This is a genomic window from Bacteroides faecis (assembly GCF_020091505.1).
In the GTDB taxonomy this organism is placed as follows: domain Bacteria; phylum Bacteroidota; class Bacteroidia; order Bacteroidales; family Bacteroidaceae; genus Bacteroides; species Bacteroides faecis.
Genome location: NZ_CP081916.1, coordinates 4,953,780 through 4,977,715 on the forward strand (window position 1 = coordinate 4,953,780; position 23,936 = coordinate 4,977,715).

Consider the following 23,936-nt stretch of genomic DNA (forward strand, 5'->3'; position numbering starts at 1 on the left):
GTTTGTTTTCATTTGCGCCTAATAACACAATTGCCCTGACTGATCAGCTGCCTTTCCTATGCTCCAGAATTGTATCCATATTTTCTAAAGCCCAGCCAACCAATCCTTCAAGATGAGGAATTAAAGTTCCTCCTGTATCTGTCAGGTAATACTCTACACGGGGAGGAACTTCTGCATATATTTTCCGTTCAACCAAGCCGTCAGATTCAAGCGTACGAAGAGTAACAGTTAACATCCGCTGTGAAATATCCTCTATCGTTTTATGAATATCACTAAAACGCATCGTGCCATTGGCATTCAAAGTAATGAGTACCAGCATCGACCATTTGTCTCCCAAGCGGCATATAACATCTCTTACGGGACAATTCCCTGTCGGGTGAAAGTTTTTCATCTTTTAACGTTTTATATATTGTTGAGTTTCAGCAATAGTTACTTCCATGTAACTTCCTTATTCTGAGGTTCGTTATTGTATTTCTCAATCAAGGTAGATACATTTGCATCACAAAAGTAATAAACTTACTAAAAATAACTATTGTTTCACTCTAATAATGATGATTATGGCAAAGAAAGTAGCAGTTTTAGCAGTTAATCCGGTAAATGGGTGTGGTTTATTCCAGTATTTAGAAGCTTTTTTCGAAAACGGCATTCCATATAAAGTATTTGCCGTATCGGATACGAAAGAAATCAAAACTAATTCAGGAGTTACCCTGACAGTAGATGATGTAATAGCCAATCTAAAAGGACATGAGGACGAATTTGACGCACTCGTATTCTCTTGCGGTGATGCAGTACCTGTATTCCAGCAATACGCAGACAAGCCTTACAATGTAGACTTGATGGAAGTCATCAAGACCTTCGGAGAAAAAGGAAAGGTGATGATCGGGCATTGTGCCGGCGCCATGATGTTTGACTTTACAGGTATAACGAAAGGCAAAATAATAGCTGTTCACCCGCTAGCCAAACCGGCAATTCAAAATGGAACCGCCACGGATGAAAAATCGGAAATAGATGGCAACTTTTTTACTGCACAAGATGAGAATACGATCTGGACAATGTTACCAAGAATCATAGAAGCATTGAAATAACCCTGGCAGTACATCTTAGAAGAATTCTACACAAAAGAAGAATGATTCATGCAATTGGATTATTAAGTCATTCGTTCCTTTAAAACCAACGGCCCGTTGCACACCGAGAAACGGGTCCTTGGTTTTAAACCAACAGGGTGTTGGTTTAAAAGGGAAAAAACAATACTCATATAGTATTAAGAACCAACGACTTACAAAATCCGCTTCCCACTCACCAATTTTCCCAATCCGTTCGTCAATAAAACACAACAATGAGCAGGTAACTATTGATAAAAAACAGATAGTACCCATTCCATACACCTACATATGGCGATTACTCTCTATAGTTAAGAAAAAACTGCTGTCACTCCTTCTGTTTTCGTATCAAAATAAAGAATAACGGACTATTACAAAAAAATAGTAAAACATTATTATCTTTCAAAAGTTTGTATATTAGCGACCTGAATATTTGAAAAGAAAAACGATACACATGCAACGTATCTAACCTTAGGTATAAACAGTATATGAACAAAGAGAAACAAGGATTTAGCGCATTTTTACTTCATTTTCTAGAACGATTGAACAGTGATAAAACTATCGAAGCAAAAATCACAGAATCGCTAACTGATATTTGTAAATACTATGGGTTTAAAAATTGTCGGTTTTGCAAGCCTCCTTGTCGAGTCAGACAGCAAAGAAGAGCGCCGGGAATACATTAATATTATGCAAGAGAATACAGATTTGCTGTTACAGTTAATATCAGATATTCTGGATCTATCAAAAATAGAAGCCGGAACTCTTGAATTCACGATGGACCATCTCAATGTCAAGAGCTTCTGTGAGGATATTATGCGCAATTACGACATAAAGGAGGACAAGGCAGTACCCGTTCTACTTGCTTCCAACCTTCCAGATTACTGCATTTATACAGATAAGAAACGTTTAATGCAGGTTATCACCAATTTCATCAACAATGCTCTCAAATTCACCAGTGAAGGTCAAATTCTTCTTGAATATCATCTGAACGAAAATAGTCAGACAATCGAATTTTCCGTGACAGATACAGGGATGGGCATCGCTCCGGACAAAAAAGAACATGTATTCGAGTGTTTTGTGAAATTGAATTCTTTTTCGAAAGGAACGGGGCTGGGATTGTCCATCTGCAGAAGTATCATAGATCATCTCGGCAGTCATATCGGGGTAGAATCCGAACAGGGAGCCGGTTCTCGCTTTCGGTTTACGCACCTATACAACATAAAAGATGAAATTCTTTAGTTAATATTTTCATTTTATCATTTTTTGAAGGGATATTATCGTTTTTCAGATTGTTTTTACTACTTTTGTCCATATCAAATCAACCATTAATTATTAAATCGAGCACAAACAGACCTCTTTATGAATATAAAAAAACATCTGCTACTGTTTTTTCTATGTTTCGTATCTATTACCCCTATTTTAGCGCAAAGAGACCACATAGATATCTCAAATTACATTTTGTGTATCAATTCCTATGCAGAATCTGCTCCATGGAGTAATCGGATGATCTCCGCTATATCAGAATATGTACAAAAAGTTCCCCAATTAACTTTATATGCGGAACATATGAATATGCTAATGATTGATACCGATACCACCTTGAAGGAATTCAAGAATCTTATTCAGGAAAAATATAGTAAACATCATCCACGTTTACTGGTATTATTGGGTAATTCAGCTCTATTGCTGCGCGACGAATATAGAGAACTATGGGGGGATATTCCTATCGTATTATGTTCGGAAGAAAACTATATAGGCTCACAAGAAGTCTATATATGCAAGCAACCGATTGTAAAAGCCGACTGTATACCACTCTCTCAACTGGCCGATCCATACAACTTGGTTCATTTATACTCTAACCTCTATCTTCAGGAAAACATACAACTAATATCTCATATAGTCCCCGATATGAAGAAATTTATATTTATCGGGGATGAACGGCAAATCAACCAAACCAATAGCATTGAGATACAGAGCAAGTTGAAAACCATGAATCCGGACATCGAATATCAGTTCATCACTCCGAAGAAATGGACAACCAACCAATTACTGGATTCATTGTATTTTATCGATCCGAATACAACAGGAATACTATTTGCTTCCTGGCTCTATAAAACTAAATTTGCGGGAAATACATACTTAGCTTCTAATGCCTACAAACTTATCGTGACAACCAGCGCCCCTATTTTCACCCTCAATATGGCCGACATTACCGAGGAAAACGGAGGTATGATAGGTGGCTATACTTACAATCAGAAACATTACAATCAGCAATTGATTCATATTGTCTCCGAAATACTTAATGGAAAGCAGGCACGGGAAATTCCTTTCTATACACCATCGGACGGTGTGCCCATCATTAATTATACTATCTTGCTTCGTAAAGGATACTCCCCCTCCATGTGTCCGCCCAACACCTGTTTTCTAAACAAACCACTCACTTTTTGGGAACAGAACAGGTACTTTATTATAGGAACACTTTTCTTCATTCTATTATTGGCATTATTTTTTTTCTATCGTATTCATAATCTGAATATCATCAAAAAAGCACAGCAAAAAGAGATCGAAGCAATGGCAAACTATAAAAGCCTGATTAATAATATGCCTATTCTATATATGCAGGAAGAAGTGATTACTGACAAAAACGGTACTCCTATAGAATTGATTTACCGTAATGTGAATGCTCACTTTGAAAAGAAATTTTTCCGCAAAGAGAAAGTTATCGGAAGAAAAGCGAGTGAAATATTCCTTGAGTCAATGCCCCCATTCTTACACTTCACTCAAATAGCTTTGTCTGAAAATAAGATAATAACTTTTCCCTATTATTTCAAGAAAATAAATACTTTCTATGACATTGTGCTCAAAGCGAATCCTCAAAACAAGATGATCGATGTATTCTGCCTGGACAGTACGGAATTACACAGGGCACAACAAAAACTAAGTACTATCAATAATAAGCTAGCCATGTCACTCGATGTGGCAAACATTGTACCCTGGAAATGGGATTTGCAAAGCAAAACAATCCTATGTGACATCAATAAACCGATAGAGCTAAGCACACAAGGAAAAGACATTAATGAAGATCAATTGGCTGTTCCGGACAATCAATATTTTTCCAAGATATTCAAAGAAGACCGAAAACGGGTAGAACAAGCTTATCAGAACCTGATAGAAGGTCATTCGAAAAAAGTGAAAGAAGAGTACCGTGTGATCAGCACACAAAACGGATTTCATAGAATAGAATGGGTGGAAGCCCAGGCAGCTGTTGAAACGCGGGATGAGAACGGCAAACCGTTAACTTTGATAGGCTCCTCACTCGTTATTACCGAACGGAAAAAAATGGAAATGGAATTGATCAATGCCAAAGACCGTGCCGAAGAATCTAATCGTCTGAAGTCCGCCTTCCTCGCCAACATGAGTCACGAAATTCGTACTCCATTAAATGCTATCGTCGGCTTCTCCGGCATATTGGCCTCTACGGAGGAAGAAGAGGAAAAACAGGAATATGTCAGCATCATTGAAAACAATAATACCCTATTGTTGCAACTCATCAGTGACATCCTCGACCTATCCAAAATAGAAGCCGGAACATTGGATTTACATTATTCCGATATTGAACTCAATGATTTAATGAAAGATCTGGAAAACAGCTGCCAACTGAAACTCAAGTCGGATACTGTAAAGCTGGAATTTGTAGCTCCTGCAGAACCTTGTTTTGCACATATAGAAAAAAACAGGTTATCCCAGTTAATTATCAATCTTATAACCAATGCCATAAAGTTTACACCTCAAGGCAGCATCCGGTTCGGATATGAACACCAAAACGATGAGCTCTATTTTTACGTAACTGACACAGGTTGCGGCATCCCCCAGGATAAACAAGAAAGTATCTTCGGACGTTTTATAAAATTGAATTCCTTTACACAAGGAACAGGATTAGGGCTCTCAATTTGCCAGACACTCGTTGATCATATGGGTGGTAAAATCGGAGTGGAATCAGAAGAAGGAAAGGGGGCTACATTCTGGTTTACATTGCCTTACAAACAAGCCGAAACAGTAGAAAAGCCTCTCCCGAAGAAAACACAGACGATTTTCATAGAAAAGGACAAACTGATCATTCTGATTGCTGAAGACAATGAAAGCAACTATAAGTTATTCGAGTCTATTCTAAAATACGACTACCATCTGATTCATGCCTGGGACGGTCAGGAAGCTGTGAATATGTTCAAAGAATATAATCCGCAAATCATACTGATGGACATCAACATGCCCGTTCTGAATGGATATGAAGCAACTAAAGAAATTCGCAAATACTCCGCTAAGGTACCGATTATTGCAGTCACGGCTTTTGCATACGCTTCGGACGAACAGCAGGTAATGGAAAGTGGTTTCGACGGTTATATGCCGAAACCAATCAATGCCCGTCAGTTGAAGGCACAACTTACAGACATTATGCAAAAGCGCATTATATTGCTATAAAATGACTAATAATTCAGCCACATCCTGAATGAAGCCATTTTGTCTTTGCTCACCACGATCTTATCTTTGAAAGGTGGTTGCACATGAACAATCGCTTTTCCCAAGAAGTAGGATTCAATACGCTGAATGGCATCAATACAGACCAATGTCTGACGGTTCGTTCGGAAAAAGTGATCCGGGTCAAGTTGTTCGCTCAATCGGTCTAATGCCAGATCAATTAGATACTCACGGTTCTTATGAGTCACGGCAAAGGTGAGCTTATTCTCTGAGTAGAAGTAGGCGATATCACTCACTTGCAAAGTAAAAAGCTTCTCACCACCGGAAATCAGGAAACGGGTACGATACTTTTTCTGTGCTGAAGAAGAAGCTTCCTGTACAACAGAAAGTTGCTGCAATATTTCCAGCATCCGGCTTTCATGGTTGAAATCATGAATATAATTCTTTGTCAACCCTTCAAAACGAAGAATAGTCTGCATCAAACGGTCCTCATGGATTGGCTTTAAGAGATAGTCAATACTATTCACAGAGAAAGCACGTACGGCATATTCATCATAAGCTGTAGTAAATACAATCATGCTCTCCGGGTGCGCTTGTTCTATAAAAAGGAAGGAATTACCATCCGTCAGCTGAATATCCAGAAAGAGAATATCCGGATGAGGATGTTGTCCGAACCATTCTACCGCCTCTTCAATGTTACCGGGCAACAACTGAACTTCCCAATCGGGACGAAGAGACAATAATGTATCCTTAAGCAGACGGGCTGCCGGAATCTCATCTTCTATGATGGCTGCTTTTATTTTATTCATAGAGCAAAGGTATTTTTACGGTAAACTTCTGTAAAGTGTTTTCTACTACTATATCACGATTGCACAACAATCTATACCGGGCAGCAAGATTCTTCAATCCGGTCCCTGAAATTGTTGCTGATTTTTTAGCCTGCATCCGGTTACTGACTACCAGTTCCCTTTCCTTTTCCAGATAAAACAGTTCAATAGTCATTGGTTTCCCCATATGAATCACATTATGTTTTATTACATTCTCCGCCAGTAACTGAATCGTAAGCGGGGGAAGTTGAGCTTCCAGACAGGCTTTCGGAATACGGTTATCTATATGGATGCAATCCCCTAACCGTACTCGATGCAAAAAGATATAAGAGTTCAGAAATTCCAGTTCTTCCCTCAATGTTGTCAGTCGTTGATTCTGGCACTGAAGAATATAACGGTACACATCGGAAAGATGCTGGGTAAACAACTCCGCATTTGCCGGATTGTATCGAATTTCCGAAATTAATGTATTCAGGCTATTGAATAGGAAATGAGGATTCAATTGGTTCTGAAGAGCCGTATATCGTGCCGTATTATTCTCTTTCTGCAAGGCAGCCGCTTCTTGCTGCAACTTCAATGTATTCCGCATGGAACGATTAGCCAGCAGCAATCCTAAAATGACAAGCTCTACCAGCCATACAGTAATAAGAATCCGCCATCCTCCGTTGGGAAACGTAAACGGATGGGAAGCTCCTGCCAATAATTTGGCAGTTACCATCAAACCGTAGTTCAGCAAAAAAAACATCCCCATTACGACCATATAGACCGAGACCAGCTTCCAACACCGATGCAGATTCAGCGCATACTGATTGTCGATCCATGAACTTAATCTGATAGTGGTATATCCCAGCACATTAAAAGCCAATATAAAAAATCCCAGTGTACTGACTGAATGTAATATATCAGCAACCCGATCAGAGAAGGTTGCATAATTGATCAGTAACAGGAAAGAGAATATACCCAACCCTGAAAACAGCACTACATATAATAAGGTGTTCAACTTTACATTCATATAGTCGGCTCTTTTCATACAAAGTTAGCGCTTTTTATCGACAATCATATCCGTGAAGAGCTTTTATTAACTCCGAATAGTGTCCTTGTGCCGCAGCTTTGGCCTGCACATAATTCACCTGCGATGTCTGCCGATAGGTTTGCGCATCAATCACCTCCACCACTGAAACCTTTCCTTCATTATAACGTTCTATGGCTTTCGCTTCATTTTCTTCTGCTTTGGCCAATGAACTTTCACTTAAACGGACCCGCTCAATGGCTTGTGACAATGCTTTACGTGCCACGCCTATTTCCAGTTCCACCTGATCCATCACTTTATTCAAATTATCTTCTGCCATACCTATCCGAAAAGAAGAAGCACGTTTCTCACTTTTACGCTTTCCCCACTCGAAAATGGGTACGGAGACTTTAGCATAAACAGCATAATTGGGGTCCAGATCTTTCTTGAAATTATATCCGGGAGAAGAGTAACTTCCGTCTATACCCACATAAAACTGAGGTTTGAACTGCGAATCATTCAACTTCTTTGTACTCTCGGCCATACGAATCCGGTCATAAGCTATTTGGATCTCAGGACGTGTCATGCCGGCAGACAGCCACGTAGAATCTTCGACCACCACCATCGGTATCTGCGAATCCAGCTCCGTATGATGTTCCAGCTGAACGCCAATCATAGAATTCAATGCCATGCGCCCTGTTTCAAAATTACTTTGTGCCTGAAGCAACTGATATTCCGCCTCATTCAACTTTACTTCCGCCATCAGTAAATCTTGCGGATCAACAAGCCCTACCTCCACCCTTTCTTTGATTGTCTGAACCAAAGCTGCTATAGAGTTACGAAAATCTTCGGCAACAGACACAATCTCCTGCCGGGCTACGGCACTCCAATATTGAATATCAGTCTGATAACAAACGGCGTCATTCAAAGCCCTTGCCTGATTGGCAGCCAATGATTGCTGATGCTGTGCCATGCGAATGGATTCCAGCACGCGTCCGCCCGTATAGATCGGTTGCACGATAGACAGAGAGCCACCATAGTTTAGCTGCCTCCCTTCTACAGTTCTCGATAATCCCAAAGAAGGGACGTCCAAAGTCAGTTCCAGCGGATTCTCTGTATACTGAAAATTAGCTGCTCCGGAAAGTTTCGGTTTCAAATCTGCCCGGGCTGATTTTTCCACTTCCACACTGGCGGCTATGTTCTTTTCTGCCGCCTTCAAGTCGTGATTGTAATCCAGTGCCATCGTCCGGTATTTCTCAAGCAGAGGACTCTGTTGGGCAAAAGCAGATAAAGGTCCCAGAGCAAAGCCGCAAAACAACAAGCTATATATTCTTATTTTCATCTTTATTTTCCTTTTACTTTATAAAACATTGAATATAATGCAGGGGTGACAAACAAGGTCAGTCCCGTAGCAAACGTCAGTCCGAAAATAATAGTAGCAGCCATTCCGCCGAAAGCAACATCGAACAATAACGGAACCATACCGAGGATGGTAGTAGTAGCTGCCATCAATACCGGACGAGTTCGGGAAACCGTAGCCTCAACAATAGATGTATACAGATCAATTCCGGTCCGGTGCTGCACATTTATTTCATCAATCAGTACAATCACATTTTTAATTATCATCCCAAGCAACCCCAACCAGCCGGCTATCGGGAAGAACCCAAAATCGAAACCAGTCAAAAGCATCCCCACCGCAATGCCTATCAAAGACAAAGGCAGGACACAAAGAATAATAACCGGGTCACGGAAATTACCGAACAGACAAACTAAAATAACAACCAATGCAAGAAATGCCAGCGGGAAATATTTGGCAATAGCCTGCATCGCCTCCCCCTGATCCTTATACTGGGCATCCCAAAAGAAAGTATATCCTTCGGGAAGTCGGATATTCTCTATTTCTTTCCGGATTTCTCCGTGTACTTCCGCCATCGTATGCCCCGGTTTCACGCCGCACATTGCAGCCATTGACAACTGACGGTTATAGGTTCTCACCTGTGGAAATTCCCATGTCGTCTCTACCCGCTCCGTTACCTGCGAAAGCGGAGCCGACCTTTCTCCATTCCATATGGAGAAGTCTCCTAAAGAATTAGCGTCCGTTATATCCACATTACCCGATTTCAAAAGAACGGGAACTTTCTTTTCATTATCCCGATAGACACCGACAGGCAAACCATCATTAATTGACTTCACCGACTCCATCATCGAAGCTTTTGTAATCCCCAATGCTCCGGCTTTCATCGGATCATACACCGGACGAATTATCATCGACATATTTCCCCATTCATTCCGGGCATCCGCAACCTTGGGATTTCGCCTCATCACCTCAACAGCCTGTCCCACCAGCGAATCGAGTACGGCAGGGTCCGGTCCAAGAAAACGGGCTTCAATCACCGCCTCCGTCAAAGGACTCAACTCGAATTTATTTACTTTAATCAACGGCTCCGGATACTTCAACGAAATAGAATCCTGCAAACGGGCATGCAACTGACGGGAAAGTTTCGAAGTCTTGCATTTCACCAGAATCTGTGCATAGTTGGATTGAGGGCCAAAGGAGACGTTTGACAGGTAATAACGCGGCGGAGTGCGCCCTACATAAGTCGAGACCATTTCCGTTTCTTCCTGTCCACGGATATACGCCGCCATATCCATCACCATCTTATCTGTTTCTTCAATCCGTGTCCCTTCGGGCAGCCACATATCCAATGTAAAATACTGCTTATCCAAAGCAGGGACAAAGACCTTCGGAATAAACTTGAAACTCCATGCCGACAACACCAGCATAACGACCATACATCCAATCGTCGCATACCGGTGACGAATCACCCATCTTAATGCAGAACGGAATTTATCATAATACTTGCCTGCAAAAAGAGCCGCCTTAAGTTCGTCGGGTCTTGGCCGACGGACAAACTCCTGTATAAAGAACGGAGTCTGTGTCAGCGCAAAGACCCAACTGAACATCAGCGAAACGCCGATAACTACAACTAAGGATGACAATAACTCGCCGGTAATATGCGGCGAATAATAAATAGGCAAGAAGGTCAGAATCGCAATCACTGTTGCCGCCAACAGGGGCAATGAGGTCGAAGAACAAGCGCGTAATATAGCTACCCGTTTACGCATCCCCCGCTGCATATTGACCAAGGCCGAATCAGAAACCACAATAGCGTTATCTACCAGCATTCCCATGGCAATGATAATGGCGGCAAGTGACATACGCTGCAATGCAATTCCTTGCGAAAACATCACAATCAACGTAGCAAAAATAGAAAACACCAATCCGCTGCCAATCAGAATGCCATTCTTGAACCCTATGAAGAACAACAGAATAGCTACTACTGTCACAACAGATATGATCAGATTCAAGATAAATCCTTGATTGGCTACCGCCGATTCATAACCCTGGTCATAAATCGTCTGCAACTCAAACCCTTCGGACATTGTTTCTGTAAAACGGTCAATCACCAGTTTCACCGCCTCTGCCATATCGACCACGTTCCCTGTAGGAATTGTAGAAATAGCAATCCCCACAGCAGGCTGACCGTTAATCCGCATTTTATTGCTTGGAGGTGTCTGATAGCTCTCCTGAACCTCCGCAATATCAGCCAACCGGAAATGTTCACCTGTACGTGATACGATAGTCATATTCCGAATATCATCCAGAGAATAAAAATTTCCGGTAGACTCAATCCGTATCCTGTTTACACCGGCATCAATTCCTCCGGCATCCACCACTCTATTCTGCGCATCGAAAGCACGCGAAATATCCGCAGTCGTAATTCCGCTCCGTGCCATAACGGAGGGATTAAGAATAACATCAATCGTTGGAGACTGTACGCCGTAAATCTCGACTTTTGCCACATCTTTCACTCTGAGCAGCTCATTCTTGATAAGCTTCGCCTGATTTTCCAGTTCCCGGTAAGAATATCCTTCCCCCGTCAGACCATAGAAAACACCCAGCACATCCCCAAAATCATCATTTACCACGGAAGGACCTGCTCCTGCAGGAAGTTTCGACTGCACATCATTGACTTTCCGACGAAGTTTATCCCACAATTGCTGCATCTCGTCTGCCCGGATTTCCTTCTTCACATAAACAGTTATTTTAGATAATCCTGCCCGATTCTCAGTCTTCAGATAGTACAACTCTCCTAATGACTGTATCGATTCCTCCAATACATCCGTCACCTGAGACTGCACTTCGGAAGGAGAAGCACCCGGATAAGGAGTCATCACCAATGCTTGCTTGATAGTAAACGGGGCATCTTCCAGTTTTCCCATTTTGACATAAGAAAACAATCCTCCTCCCAACACTAATACCAGCAGCAGAATAGTCACCGACTTCTTCTGCAAGAAATATTTCACCAATTTCATCTTCTATTTACTTTTGAGCAGTAACCGGTTTGTTTTCTTTCTGAGAAATGATATCCACAGGCATCCCGTCCGAAAGAAAACGTAATTTACTCACAGCTACCTGATCTCCTGCCTGCAGTCCACCCTTCACTTCCACTCTTCCATTCGGAAGTAATTCACCTAAAACGACTTTTTTCTTCCACACTTTCCCTGTCGCATGATCCACCATCCAGACATAATCTCCTTCAGTGGGACGATGATTAAGAGCCGTTTGCGGAACAGTCACCATGGGGACAGATGACAAGGAAGGAAGATCCAGCAACATTTTCCCTGAGATACCGGCAGGCCATTCCCCTTGTTTATTGGGCAACAATGCCGTCATAAGGAAAGAAAGGTTATTGCGCGTCGTACTCTTCGAAATCTCTATCACTTTTGCCGGATATACGACTTCGGGACGAACATCAAAACGAATTCCTACTTCCTTGATCTCCTTCGCTTGAAATGCGATTTCCTGAGTCACATACGCTTCTATCTTCAACTGAGTGATATCGATAAAAGAGACGACAGACTGAGTTGCTTTCACATCCTGATATTTTTCAATATATACTTCCCCTATATATCCGTCAAAAGGGGCGATCAGCCGTGTATCTTCGAGTTCATTGACGGCTGTTTCATAAGCCGTTCTGGCAGAAGTATAGTCTGCATGCGCTTTTTCATAGGCACTGGCAGATAAGTTGTTTTTCTCATACAACACTTTGATTCGCTCGAATTCCGCCTTTGCCTGATGATAAATAGCTTCGGCACGTTCCTTACGAATACGAAAATCACGAGAATCAATTTCAGCTATAATATCTCCCCGGTGATAGAAGTTACCTGCATACACTTCAAAACGGTCAATCGGTCCGCCCACCCGAAAAGAGAGTTCAGTCTCCTTGAACGGCTTGGAAATGAATGAAAATTCACGCTCTGCAGAAGGAACATGAATTGCCGCTTCCGCCACTTTTACCCGTACAGGCTCGTTCGTTTTCTTCTCTCCTTTACCACACGATGTGAGCAGGCAGAGACAAAAAACACATAATGAAAATTTAGTCGTTGTCATTCTATTCTACATTAGTTACGTTGTCAACGGCACGAAAGTAACGGAAAGAGGAAAAAAGAGAAGGAATTTAATTTCTGAAGCGGAAAAAGAAAGAGCCCAAACGGAAAAAGAAAAGATGAAAAATTAAGCCTTTTATCCTACTTATGTGTTTCCTTACTATCTTTGCAGTTCGAATACATACCATAATATCAATTTATGACAGAAGAAAAAATACATAAAGAACGTCATGGTAGCTGGTGGGCACTAAGTCCGTTACTCGTATTTCTTTGCCTCTACCTGGTTACTTCCATTCTTGTTAATGACTTTTATAAAGTACCTATCACCGTTGCTTTCCTCGTCTCTTCCTGCTACGCAATTGCCATCACACGGGGATTGAAGCTCGAACAGCGAATTTACCAGTTCTCAGTAGGAGCCGCCAACAAGAATATCCTCCTGATGATATGGATTTTCATTCTTGCCGGAGCTTTTGCACAAAGCGCCAAGCAGATGGGAGCCATTGATGCAACCGTCAATCTGACACTGCACATCCTCCCTGACAATTTACTATTGGCGGGTATATTCATAGCCGCCTGTTTCATCTCATTATCCATCGGCACGAGTGTAGGCACGATTGTAGCCCTTACCCCTGTTGCTGTAGGTCTGGCCGAAAAGACTGAAATAGCCCTTCCATTCATGGTAGCAGTCGTTGTCGGAGGTTCTTTCTTCGGAGATAACCTGTCATTTATATCCGACACGACCATCGCCTCTACCAAAACACAGGAATGTGTGATGCGCGATAAGTTTCGGGTCAATTCCATAATTGTGGTTCCGGCAGCAATTATCGTGCTGGGAATCTATATTTTCCAAGGGTTATCCATCACTGCACCCACACAAGTACAAACGATCGAATGGGTCAAAGTGATACCTTATATTATAGTACTGGGAACAGCCATTGCCGGAATGAACGTGATGCTGGTATTAATCATAGGTATCCTGACAAGCGGTATCATCGGTATAGTTACCGGAAATTTTGATGTATTCGATTGGTTTGGAGCAATGGGAACGGGTATCACAGGTATGGGAGAATTGATTATTATCACCTTGCTGGCAGGTGGTATGCTCGAAACGATCCGTTATAATGGCGGTATCGATTTTATCATCAAAAAGCTGACCCGCCACGTCAACGGAAAACGTGGTGCGGAACTGAGCATTGCCGCTCTGGTCAGCATCGCTAATCTATGTACCGCCAACAATACAATTGCCATCATCACAACAGGACCTATTGCCAAGGATATCGCACAGAAATTCCACCTCGACCGTAGAAAGACCGCCAGCATCCTTGATACTTTCTCCTGTCTGATACAAGGTATTATACCCTACGGAGCACAAATGCTGATTGCCGCAGGATTAGCCAACATCTCTCCTATCAGTATCATCGGTAATCTCTATTACCCGTTCACCATGGGAGCCTGTGCCTTGCTCGCCATCCTGTTCCGATATCCGAGGAGGTATTCGTAAGAAAAAAAAAGGAAATATTTGTCAATCAAAAGAAAAACTGTATCTTTGCACCCGCTATTACGAGTTAGTAGCATAATTCAAATCATTAATTAAAAACAATTATTAAAAATGGCAACTAGAATCAGATTGCAGAGACACGGACGTAAAAGTTACGCGTTTTATTCAATTGTAATTGCAGACAGCAGAGCACCACGTGATGGTAAATTTATTGAGAAGATTGGTACTTACAACCCGAACACCAATCCTGCTACAGTAGATTTGAATTTCGACGCTGCATTGGCATGGGTACTGAAAGGTGCACAGCCAAGTGACACTGTACGTAATATCCTTTCTCGTGAAGGTGTTTACATGAAGAAACATCTTTTGGGCGGTGTTGCAAAAGGCGCATTCGGAGAAGCAGAAGCAGAAGCTAAATTCGAAGCTTGGAAGAATAACAAACAGTCAGGTCTGGCTGCTTTGAAAGCTAAACAAGACGAAGAAAAGAAAGCGGAAGCTAAAGCACGTCTGGAAGCAGAAAAGAAGATCAACGAAGTGAAAGCAAAAGCACTCGCTGAAAAGAAAGCTGCTGAAGCTGCTGAAAAAGCTGCTGCTGAAGCACCTGCAGAAGAAGCAACTGAGGCTCCGGCTGAAGAAGCTCCTGCAACAGAAGCTGCTGCTGAATAAATTTCGGCAGGTTCCTAACAAGAAATTTGGAAAAAGCTATAAATCCTCTTCGGTTCGCCGAAGGGGATTTTTTTTATTTCCTGCTATAGAACATATAAAATTAGTTCTCGACTTATGAATTAATTTCCTTTCTTTGCAGCAGCATAGCTCAGCACAGTCATTTATCTTATAACAGTATGAGACGAACTGGTAAAAAGAAAACATTTGGTCAACAGTCCAGTAAGGTTACGCAATTGGCGGACACACTTAGTCAGGCTATTTCCATGAAAGAATTTCGTGAAGGAGATTCTTTGCCTTCCATCAATCAGTTAAGTGCACAATACGGAGTATCCCGTGATACGGTCTTCAAAGCCTTTCTCGATCTTCGCGAACGCGGATTGATCGACTCTACTCCGGGAAAAGGATATTATGTAACCAGTCAGGTAACCAACATCCTGCTCCTGCTTGACCAATATACTCCTTTCAAAGAAGCCCTATACAATAGTTTCGTTAAACATCTGCCTATTAATTACAAGGTAGACTTGCTGTTTCATCAATACAATGAACGGCTTTTCAATACCATTATCCGCGAATCTATAGGAAAATACAATAAATACATAGTGATGAATTTCGATAACGAGAAATTCAGTACAGTTCTCAATAAAATCCATCCTACAAGATTACTGCTCCTTGACTTCGGCAAATTCGAGAAAGAAAAGTACTCTTATATTTGCCAGGACTTTGATGAAGCTTTCTATCAGGCATTACTTATGCTGAAGGAAAGATTGCGGCATTATCCTCAACTTGTTCTGTTATTCTCTAAAAACCTGAAACATCCTCAGAGCAGTAAAGAGTATTTTACCCGTTTCTGCGAGGAACAAGGATTTTTATGTGAAATACAGGAAGATATTGATAACCTGACCGTACGTAAAGGAGTGGCCTATATAGCCATTAAACAACAGGATGTAGTGAAGGTTGTAAAACAAGGAAGACTGGAAGGACTGAAATGCGGAAAAGATTTCGGTCTGCTGGCATACAATGATATTCCTTCTTACGAAGTGATTGACGAAGGAATCACTTCATTGAGCATTGATTGGGAAATGATGGGAAATGAGGCGGCAAATTTTGTTCTGAACAATGTACCGATACAAAAATACCTGCCTACAGAAGTAAGACTCCGAAACTCCCTATGATTTTTTTTGCCACATAACCAGCACAGCTCAGCACAGATATTAACCACTAAATAAAAAAATTAAGAAACCATGAAAAAGTATCCGAAAATCGGGATTCGTCCCACTATCGACGGTCGCCAGGGCGGCGTTCGCGAAAGTCTTGAAGAAAAGACAATGAACCTTGCCAAAGCAGTAGCTGAGTTAATCGGCAATAACCTGAAAAACGGTGACGGCACTCCTGTGGAATGTGTAATTGCCGACAGCACCATCGGTCGTGTAGCCGAAAGCGCTGCTTGTGCGGAAAAGTTTGAAAGAGAAGGTGTAGGGTCTACTATTACCGTCACTTCCTGCTGGTGCTATGGTGCGGAAACAATGGATATGAATCCACATTACCCGAAAGCAGTATGGGGCTTCAACGGAACCGAACGTCCGGGAGCTGTATACCTTGCAGCCGTATTGGCGGGACACGCGCAAAAAGGACTTCCTGCATTCGGTATCTACGGACGTGATGTACAAGACCTCGACGATAACACAATTCCGGAAGACGTAGCAGAAAAAATTCTTCGTTTTGCACGTGCAGCACAGGCAGTAGCCACTATGAGAGGTAAGTCTTACCTTTCAATGGGCAGCGTCTCTATGGGCATCGCCGGCTCTATCGTTAATCCTGATTTCTTCCAGGAATATCTGGGAATGCGCAATGAGTCAATAGACCTGACAGAAATCATCCGCCGCATGGAAGAAGGTATTTATGACCACGAAGAATACGCCAAAGCAATGGCATGGACTGAAAAGTACTGTAAAGTAAACGAAGGTGAGGACTTCAAGAACCGTCCGGAAAAACGTAAAAACCGTGAACAAAAGGATGCAGACTGGGAATTTGTTGTGAAGATGATGATTATCATGCGCGACCTGATGACCGGAAACCCGAAACTGAAAGAAATGGGATTCAAGGAAGAAGCTCTGGGACACAATGCCATCGCTGCCGGCTTCCAGGGACAACGCCAATGGACAGACTTCTATCCTAACGGTGACTATCCGGAAGCATTGCTCAACACCTCTTTCGACTGGAACGGCATCCGCGAAGCATTTGTAGTAGCTACCGAAAACGATGCCTGCAACGGTGTGGCCATGCTATTCGGACATTTACTGACCAACCGTGCACAAATATTCTCCGATGTACGTACTTATTGGAGTCCTGAAGCCGTAAAACGTGTAACCGGTAAAGAGTTGACCGGCTTAGCTGCAAACGGTATCATCCACTTGATCAACTCGGGAGCAACAACCCTCGACGGTTCCGGCCAGTCATTAGACGCAGAAGGAAATCCTGTCATGAAAGAACCATGGAACCTGACAGATGCAGATGTAGAAAACTGCCTCAAAGCAACGACATGGTATCCGGCGGACCGCGACTACTTCCGTGGCGGCGGCTTCTCATCCAACTTCCTTTCAAAAGGTGGAATGCCTGTCACTATGATGCGCCTGAACCTGATTAAAGGCTTAGGTCCTGTCCTGCAAATCGCAGAAGGATGGACCGTTGAAATCGATCCGGAAATCCACCAGAAGCTGAATATGCGTACTGACCCGACATGGCCTACTACCTGGTTCGTTCCCCGTCTGTGCGACAAAGCTGCTTTCAAAGATGTATATTCTGTAATGAACAACTGGGGAGCTAATCATGGCGCTATCAGCTACGGTCACATCGGACAAGACCTGATTACCCTTGCCTCTATGCTTCGCATCCCTGTTTGCATGCACAATGTAGATGAGAACGAAATTTTCCGCCCGGCTGCATGGAACGCATTCGGCATGGATAAAGAAGGAGCAGACTACAGAGCCTGCACAACTTACGGACCTATCTACAAATAAACAAGAAACCTTCGTCCTATATAAATTAAAAATTTAACTTTGCCGCATAGAAGTGGAAGCTGCCTGAAAAACAAGCTTCCACCCTATACGGCTTAAATAAAAACACTATGATAACTAACGAACACATCGAACAGTTTCTTGCACAGGCACACCGCTACGGAGATGCAAAATTAATGCTCTGCAGCAGCGGAAATCTTTCCTGGAGAATCGGAGAAGAAGCACTGATTTCGGGTACAGGTTCATGGGTCCCTACCCTTGCCAAAGAAAAAGTATCTATCTGCAATATTGCCAGCGGTATGCCTGCTAATGGTGTAAAGCCGTCTATGGAAAGTACTTTTCACCTCGGCGTCCTTCGCGAACGACCGGATGTAAATGTAGTACTCCATTTTCAGTCGGAATATGCTACTGCCATTTCCTGCATGAAAAACAAACCGACGAATTTTAATGTAACAGCAGAGATCCCCTGTCATGTAGGCTCTGAAATCCCTGTAATTCCTTACTATCGACCAGGGTCTCCTGAATTGGCGAAAGCGGTAGTAGAGGCTATGCTGAATCATAATTCCGTCCTGCTGACCAATCATGGACAAGTAGTATGCGGAAAAGACTTTGACCAAGTGTACGAACGGGCTACTTTCTTTGAAATGGCCTGTCGCATCATAGTTCAGTCCGGCGGCGATTACTCCGTACTGACACCGGAAGAAATAGAAGACCTGGAAATATACGTATTAGGAAAGAAAACCAAATAAGTATCCGGGAATACCATGGAAGATACCACAAGAAACACATATTTAGCAGTAGACTTTGGAGGAGGCAGCGGACGTGTTATCGCCGGCTCCCTTCTTCAGGGAAAACTGGAATTAGAAGAAGTCCACCGCTTTACCAACCGGCAAGTCAAACTCGGAAATCATGTTTACTGGGATTTTCCGGCCTTGTTCGAGGATATGAAAACCGGATTGAAACTCGCTGCACAGAAAGGATACCGTGTCAAAGGAATCGGTATCGATACTTGGGGAGTAGACTTCGGCCTGATTGACAAAAAAGGAAATTTGCTGGGCAACCCTGTCTGCTATCGGGATGCCCGGACAGACGGAATGCCCGCTAAAGCATTCCAAATACTGGATATACAAAAGCACTACGCCTGCACAGGAATACAAGTAATGCCCATCAATACGCTATTCCAACTCTACAGCATGCAACAGAGTCAAGATGTACAATTGGAAGTTGCCCACCAACTGCTGTTCATGCCTGATCTTTTCAGTTATTACCTGACAGGAGTGGCTAATAATGAATATTGCATAGCCTCCACCTCCGAATTGCTCGACGCACGCCAACGAAACTGGTCGATGGACACTATTCGTGCTTTGGGACTCCCCGAACATTTATTCGGAGAAATTATTCTACCGGGAACCATCAGAGGAACACTAAAAGAAGATATAGTCCGTGAAACCGGATTAGGCTCCGTCGATATTATTGCAGTTGGCTCACATGACACTGCCAGTGCCGTTGCTGCCGTCCCCGCAATGGAAGGACAAGTAGCCTTTCTTAGCTCCGGCACATGGTCATTGCTGGGAGTCGAAGTGGATGAACCCATATTAACGGAAGAAGCAAGACTCGCTCAGTTTACCAATGAAGGAGGGGTAGGCGGACATATCCGATTCCTGCAAAACATTACCGGGCTATGGATTCTGCAGCGTCTGATGAGCGAATGGAAAATGTGTGGAGAAGAACAAAATTATGATACGATTCTTCCGCAAGCCGCCGAAGCAGAAATCGACACCATTATTCCTGTAGACGATGCAGCCTTCATGAACCCTGAAAATATGGAAACTGCTCTTTTGAATTACTGTCGGGCTCATTCCCTGGAAGTTCCCCAAAACAAGGCAGAAACGGTAAAATGTGTACTCCAGTCACTAGCCTTCAAATATCGGGAAGCAGTAGAACAACTTAACCGTTGTCTCCCCTCCCCGATTCACCGGCTAAACATCATCGGAGGAGGATCACAAAATAAACTGCTCAACCAACTCACAGCCAACGCACTCGGTATCCCTGTTTATGCAGGACCTATAGAAGCTACTGCTATGGGCAACATTCTGACTCAGGCAATGGCCAAAGGAGAAATATCCAGTCTCCGGGAAATCAGAGAAATTGTAAGCCGCAGCGTTACACCGCAAGTATATTACCCTGAAAAATAAGAAATATATGGAAACACCTCAAACTGGTTATCAAGTAAAAACCTACAACGTCCCTGTCAAGCGATATTGCCAGACTCTTGATTTACGGGATTCTCCGGAACTAATTGCCGAGTACCGGAAAAGACATAGTCAGGCAGAAGCATGGCCCGAAATCCTTGCGGGAATCCGCGAAGTAGGTATCCTTGAGATGGAAATCTACATTCTGGGCACCCGTCTGTTTATGATCGTCGAAACTCCTGCAGACTTTGATTGGGACACAGCTATGACACGCCTGAACACCCTCCCCCGACAACAGGAATGGGAAGAATACATGTCTATCTTCCAGCAGGCTGCTCCGGGAATGAGTTCGGCTGAGAAATGGAAACCAATGGAGAGAATGTTCCATCTATATAATACCTAAAATAACAAAAATAACCATGAAACACACCAAGCAGTCTATCATCTCAAAAGACGGCGTCAGCTATCTTATTCCATTTATACTTATTACATCCTGCTTTGCACTATGGGGATTTGCGAATGACATTACCAATCCGATGGTAAAAGCATTCTCCAAAATTTTCAGGATGAGTGCAACCGATGGAGCACTGGTTCAGGTAGCTTTCTACGGCGGATACTTTGCCATGGCTTTTCCTGCTGCCATGTTCATCCGTAAATATTCTTATAAAGCCGGCGTATTACTGGGACTTGGGCTATATGCTTTCGGAGCCTTCTTGTTCTTTCCCGCCAAAATGACGGGAGAATATTATCCGTTTCTGATCGCTTACTTTATTCTGACCTGTGGACTTTCCTTTCTGGAAACCAGTTGCAATCCATACATTCTTTCTATGGGAACGGAAGAAACTGCCACAAGGCGTCTGAATCTGGCCCAGTCTTTCAACCCAATGGGATCATTACTCGGTATGTTTGTAGCCATGCAATTTATTCAGGCAAAACTCCACCCGATGGGAACCGACGAACGTGCCTTACTCAATGAAAGCGAATTTCAGGCTATCAAAGAAAGTGACCTTGCCGTCTTGATTGCTCCCTATCTCACTATCGGAATAGTTATTCTGGCCATGTTGCTACTGATACGATTCGTCAAAATGCCAAAGAACGGAGATCAGAATCACAAAATAGACTTTTTCCCGACACTAAAACGTATCTTTACCCTGACACGTTATCGCGAAGGAGTGATTGCCCAGTTCTTCTATGTAGGTGTACAGATTATGTGCTGGACATTCATCATTCAATACGGAACCCGCCTGTTTATGTCACCGGAATATGGTATGGACGAAAAAAGTGCAGAAGTACTGTCACAGCAGTACAACATCATAGCAATGGTTATCTTCTGTATCAGCCGATTTATCTGTACCTTTATCCTGCGTTATCTTAATGCCGGAAAATTACTGATGATCCTTGCCATCTTCGGAGGTATCTTTACATTGGGAACTATCTTCCTGCAGAATATCTTCGGACTGTACTGTCTGGTAGCCGTTTCCGCATGCATGTCACTGATGTTCCCCACTATATACGGAATTGCCCTGAAAGGTATGGGAGACGATGCCAAATTTGGAGCGGCAGGTCTTATTATGGCGATCCTGGGAGGCTCGGTACTACCTCCGTTACAGGCAAGTATCATTGATATGAAAGAAATTGGCTCTATGCCGGCTGTCAATGTTTCATTCATTTTGCCGTTCATTTGTTTCCTTGTAATCATCGGTTATGGCTATCGAACCGTGAAAAGAAACTGGTAGAAAAAGGACTTTAAGATGGTGACACTATCCTGCTACGATGGTGTCACCATCCCACTCATATAGTGACACCATCCCGACCGGATAGTGTCACTATCTTTTTTCTTTTTTTATAAACTATTCCTTTTTTCTTCGTATCTTAATTTAATTTGTTTACATTTGTCTTTCGATTTTAATAATCTGTTAACCCGATGACCCCAGACCAAGACGAAAGACTTTTAGCGCAACAATTCGAAACAATATTCACGAAGTATTATTCAGTAGTGAAATATTTCGCCCTAATGCTGCTTAAATCCGAAGAAGACGCGAAGGATATTACCCAAGATGTTTTCACCAAACTATGGACTAAGCCTGAATTATGGGCAGAAGTTCCTAATCCGACTCCTTATATCTATACTCTTACTAAAAGTACAACTCTCAATTTTATCAAACACAAAAAAGTAGAATTGGCTTATCAGGAGAAAATTATAGAAAAAACTCTCATCGACGAACTTTTCCAATCAGAAGATACACTCAACCCCATCTATTATAAAGAGGCTCAACTAATCATCAAATTAGTTCTCGAACGTCTCCCGGAACAACGCAGAATGATTTTCGAAATGAGTCGTTTCAAGCATATGAGCAATCTTGAAATAGCCGAGAAACTAAATATTTCGAAACGAACAGTGGAACATCACATCTATTTAACCCTGCTTGAAATAAAAAAAATCATTTTTTTTGCATTTTTTCTGCTACTCCCTTAAGTAAGCTGCCTTAGTTAATTGAAGTATTAATATAACAGTTACAACATTAATACCTCAATATGAAGAATTACTTTCAGAAAATAATAACATTATTCACCGGAAACGACTATCCGGAATCTACTCAGCAAGATTTCTACAAGTGGCTGGTAGACGAAGAGCATACCGTTGAAAAAGATGAAGCACTGCAAAAATTGTGGGATGATGCTCATAAGCGAGGAACCGCAGCCGATATGCAAGAGTCCTATGAACTTTTGAAAAAGAACGCTGGAATTCCTTCCGTACCACGAAAAAGAACAATCCGACCGATTCATATATGGCAGGCTGTTGCGGCGGTTTTATTTATAGTAGCGGCTTCTTCCGTTTACCTTTCTACCATCGGTAAAGATACAGAAGCGAACCTTATTCAACAATATATTCCTACTGCTGAAATAAGGACTCTCACTCTACCCGATGGAACTCAGGTACAGCTGAACTCACAAAGTACACTTTTATATCCGCAAAACTTTACCGGGAAAGACCGTAGTGTATTTTTAATCGGTGAAGCTAACTTTAAAGTCAAACCGGATAAAAAACATCCGTTCATCGTCAAATCCAATGATTTTCAGGTGACAGCATTGGGTACGGAGTTCAATGTTTCAGCCTATCCGGAAAATCCGGTGTTGGCAGCCACATTGATTTCAGGAAGTGTATTGGTAGAGTACAATGATTTAAAATCGCAGGTGATTCTAAAACCGAATGAGCAGCTGGCTTACAATAAAGACACCCGTCGCCATTGCCTGGACAATCCCGACATGAAGGAGGTTACAGCCTGGCAACGCGGAGAACTTGTATTCAGAGAAATGTCCGTCAAAGATATAATTACAGTACTCGAACGTAAATATCCTTATACATTCGAATATCAGCTCAAGAATCTGAAAGAAGACAAGTATAGTTTCCGATTCAAAGACCGGGCACCACTCTCTGAGGTAATGGATATAATAGTGAGTGTAGTAGGTCAAATGGACTATAAGATAAAAGAAGATCACTGTTACTTAATCTCTAAGTAATAAGTATCCCCGGAAAAACGAAATAGTAAAAAACAATATTCAATAACCTTTTTAACCTTTTAAAAGCCCATGTAAAAAAGTATCCGGAACGGAGCCCTAACTCTATCCCGGATATGAAATCAAAATTCTCAATACTAGAGTCTTACTCTACTCAATTACCGTGAAATAATTTAGTTAATAA

The 23,936-nt window shown here is 42.3% G+C and carries 18 protein-coding genes and 1 pseudogene; 13 read left to right on the forward strand and 6 right to left on the reverse strand.

The window, feature by feature from the left end:
- Positions 1-43: 43 nt before the first annotated feature.
- On the reverse strand, positions 44-391 hold the full coding sequence (locus tag K6V30_RS19455) for a winged helix-turn-helix transcriptional regulator (RefSeq protein WP_010538490.1): 348 nt from the start codon (positions 389-391) through the stop codon (positions 44-46).
- A 166-nt stretch (positions 392-557) separates the two neighbouring features.
- Between K6V30_RS19455 and K6V30_RS19460 the strand changes: the two genes are divergently transcribed.
- The 3 genes and pseudogenes from K6V30_RS19460 to K6V30_RS19470 all read left to right on the forward strand — a co-directional run bounded on the left by K6V30_RS19460 (position 558) and on the right by K6V30_RS19470 (position 5,579).
- Positions 558-1,085, forward strand: coding sequence for a DJ-1/PfpI family protein (locus K6V30_RS19460; RefSeq protein ID WP_055269719.1), 528 nt, complete (start codon positions 558-560; stop codon positions 1,083-1,085).
- 633 nt (positions 1,086-1,718) lie between these two features.
- Positions 1,719-2,339: pseudogene (locus K6V30_RS19465) on the forward strand (sensor histidine kinase); the annotation flags it as partial.
- Positions 2,340-2,459: 120 nt separating this feature from the next.
- The gene (locus K6V30_RS19470) at positions 2,460-5,579 is read left to right on the forward strand and encodes an ATP-binding protein (RefSeq protein WP_055269640.1); all 3,120 of its coding nucleotides are present in this window, start codon (positions 2,460-2,462) and stop codon (positions 5,577-5,579) included.
- Positions 5,580-5,584: 5 nt separating this feature from the next.
- On the opposite strand, the gene K6V30_RS19475 is transcribed toward K6V30_RS19470, so the two are convergent.
- The 5 genes from K6V30_RS19475 to K6V30_RS19495 are packed head-to-tail and all read right to left on the reverse strand — an operon-like array spanning position 5,585 to position 12,867.
- Positions 5,585-6,385: a LytR/AlgR family response regulator transcription factor gene (locus tag K6V30_RS19475; RefSeq protein WP_010538494.1), complete on the reverse strand. Its 801-nt coding sequence runs from the start codon at positions 6,383-6,385 to the stop codon at positions 5,585-5,587.
- Positions 6,378-7,433, reverse strand: coding sequence for a sensor histidine kinase (locus K6V30_RS19480; RefSeq protein WP_055269638.1), 1,056 nt, complete (start codon positions 7,431-7,433; stop codon positions 6,378-6,380). The genes K6V30_RS19475 and K6V30_RS19480 overlap by 8 nt, the downstream gene beginning before the upstream one ends.
- Before the next feature lie 16 nt (positions 7,434-7,449).
- Positions 7,450-8,754 (reverse strand): TolC family protein, encoded by a 1,305-nt coding sequence (locus tag K6V30_RS19485; protein WP_055269636.1) that lies wholly within the window; start codon positions 8,752-8,754, stop codon positions 7,450-7,452.
- A 2-nt stretch (positions 8,755-8,756) separates the two neighbouring features.
- The gene (locus tag K6V30_RS19490; protein ID WP_010538497.1) at positions 8,757-11,789 is read right to left on the reverse strand and encodes an efflux RND transporter permease subunit; all 3,033 of its coding nucleotides are present in this window, start codon (positions 11,787-11,789) and stop codon (positions 8,757-8,759) included.
- A 7-nt stretch (positions 11,790-11,796) separates the two neighbouring features.
- A complete protein-coding gene (locus tag K6V30_RS19495) occupies positions 11,797-12,867 on the reverse strand; it encodes an efflux RND transporter periplasmic adaptor subunit (protein WP_022301168.1) in 1,071 nt (356 codons plus the stop codon).
- 195 nt (positions 12,868-13,062) lie between these two features.
- Between K6V30_RS19495 and K6V30_RS19500 the strand changes: the two genes are divergently transcribed.
- The 10 genes from K6V30_RS19500 to K6V30_RS19545 all read left to right on the forward strand — a co-directional run bounded on the left by K6V30_RS19500 (position 13,063) and on the right by K6V30_RS19545 (position 23,755).
- Positions 13,063-14,364 carry a Na+/H+ antiporter NhaC family protein gene (locus K6V30_RS19500; protein WP_055269634.1) on the forward strand — a complete coding sequence of 434 codons (1,302 nt, stop codon included), beginning with the start codon at positions 13,063-13,065 and terminating at the stop codon, positions 14,362-14,364.
- A 108-nt stretch (positions 14,365-14,472) separates the two neighbouring features.
- Positions 14,473-15,027 carry a 30S ribosomal protein S16 gene (locus tag K6V30_RS19505; RefSeq protein ID WP_055269632.1) on the forward strand — a complete coding sequence of 185 codons (555 nt, stop codon included), beginning with the start codon at positions 14,473-14,475 and terminating at the stop codon, positions 15,025-15,027.
- Between the two features lie 176 nt (positions 15,028-15,203).
- Complete coding sequence (locus K6V30_RS19510; RefSeq protein WP_055269630.1) at positions 15,204-16,199, forward strand: GntR family transcriptional regulator; 996 nt, start codon at positions 15,204-15,206, stop codon at positions 16,197-16,199.
- A 69-nt stretch (positions 16,200-16,268) separates the two neighbouring features.
- Positions 16,269-18,044, forward strand: a complete 1,776-nt coding sequence (gene fucI, locus K6V30_RS19515) for an L-fucose isomerase (RefSeq protein ID WP_055269628.1) — start codon at positions 16,269-16,271, stop codon at positions 18,042-18,044.
- A 107-nt stretch (positions 18,045-18,151) separates the two neighbouring features.
- On the forward strand, positions 18,152-18,790 hold the full coding sequence (locus K6V30_RS19520) for a class II aldolase/adducin family protein (protein ID WP_055269625.1): 639 nt from the start codon (positions 18,152-18,154) through the stop codon (positions 18,788-18,790).
- A 15-nt stretch (positions 18,791-18,805) separates the two neighbouring features.
- The gene (locus tag K6V30_RS19525; RefSeq protein WP_055269623.1) at positions 18,806-20,236 is read left to right on the forward strand and encodes a rhamnulokinase; all 1,431 of its coding nucleotides are present in this window, start codon (positions 18,806-18,808) and stop codon (positions 20,234-20,236) included.
- 7 nt (positions 20,237-20,243) lie between these two features.
- On the forward strand, positions 20,244-20,636 hold the full coding sequence (locus K6V30_RS19530) for an L-rhamnose mutarotase (RefSeq protein ID WP_010538505.1): 393 nt from the start codon (positions 20,244-20,246) through the stop codon (positions 20,634-20,636).
- A 16-nt stretch (positions 20,637-20,652) separates the two neighbouring features.
- Positions 20,653-21,969, forward strand: coding sequence for an L-fucose:H+ symporter permease (gene fucP / locus K6V30_RS19535; protein ID WP_010538506.1), 1,317 nt, complete (start codon positions 20,653-20,655; stop codon positions 21,967-21,969).
- Between the two features lie 188 nt (positions 21,970-22,157).
- On the forward strand, positions 22,158-22,709 hold the full coding sequence (locus tag K6V30_RS19540) for an RNA polymerase sigma-70 factor (RefSeq protein ID WP_055269621.1): 552 nt from the start codon (positions 22,158-22,160) through the stop codon (positions 22,707-22,709).
- 59 nt (positions 22,710-22,768) lie between these two features.
- The gene (locus K6V30_RS19545) at positions 22,769-23,755 is read left to right on the forward strand and encodes a FecR family protein (RefSeq protein WP_055269619.1); all 987 of its coding nucleotides are present in this window, start codon (positions 22,769-22,771) and stop codon (positions 23,753-23,755) included.
- Positions 23,756-23,936 lie beyond the last annotated feature (181 nt).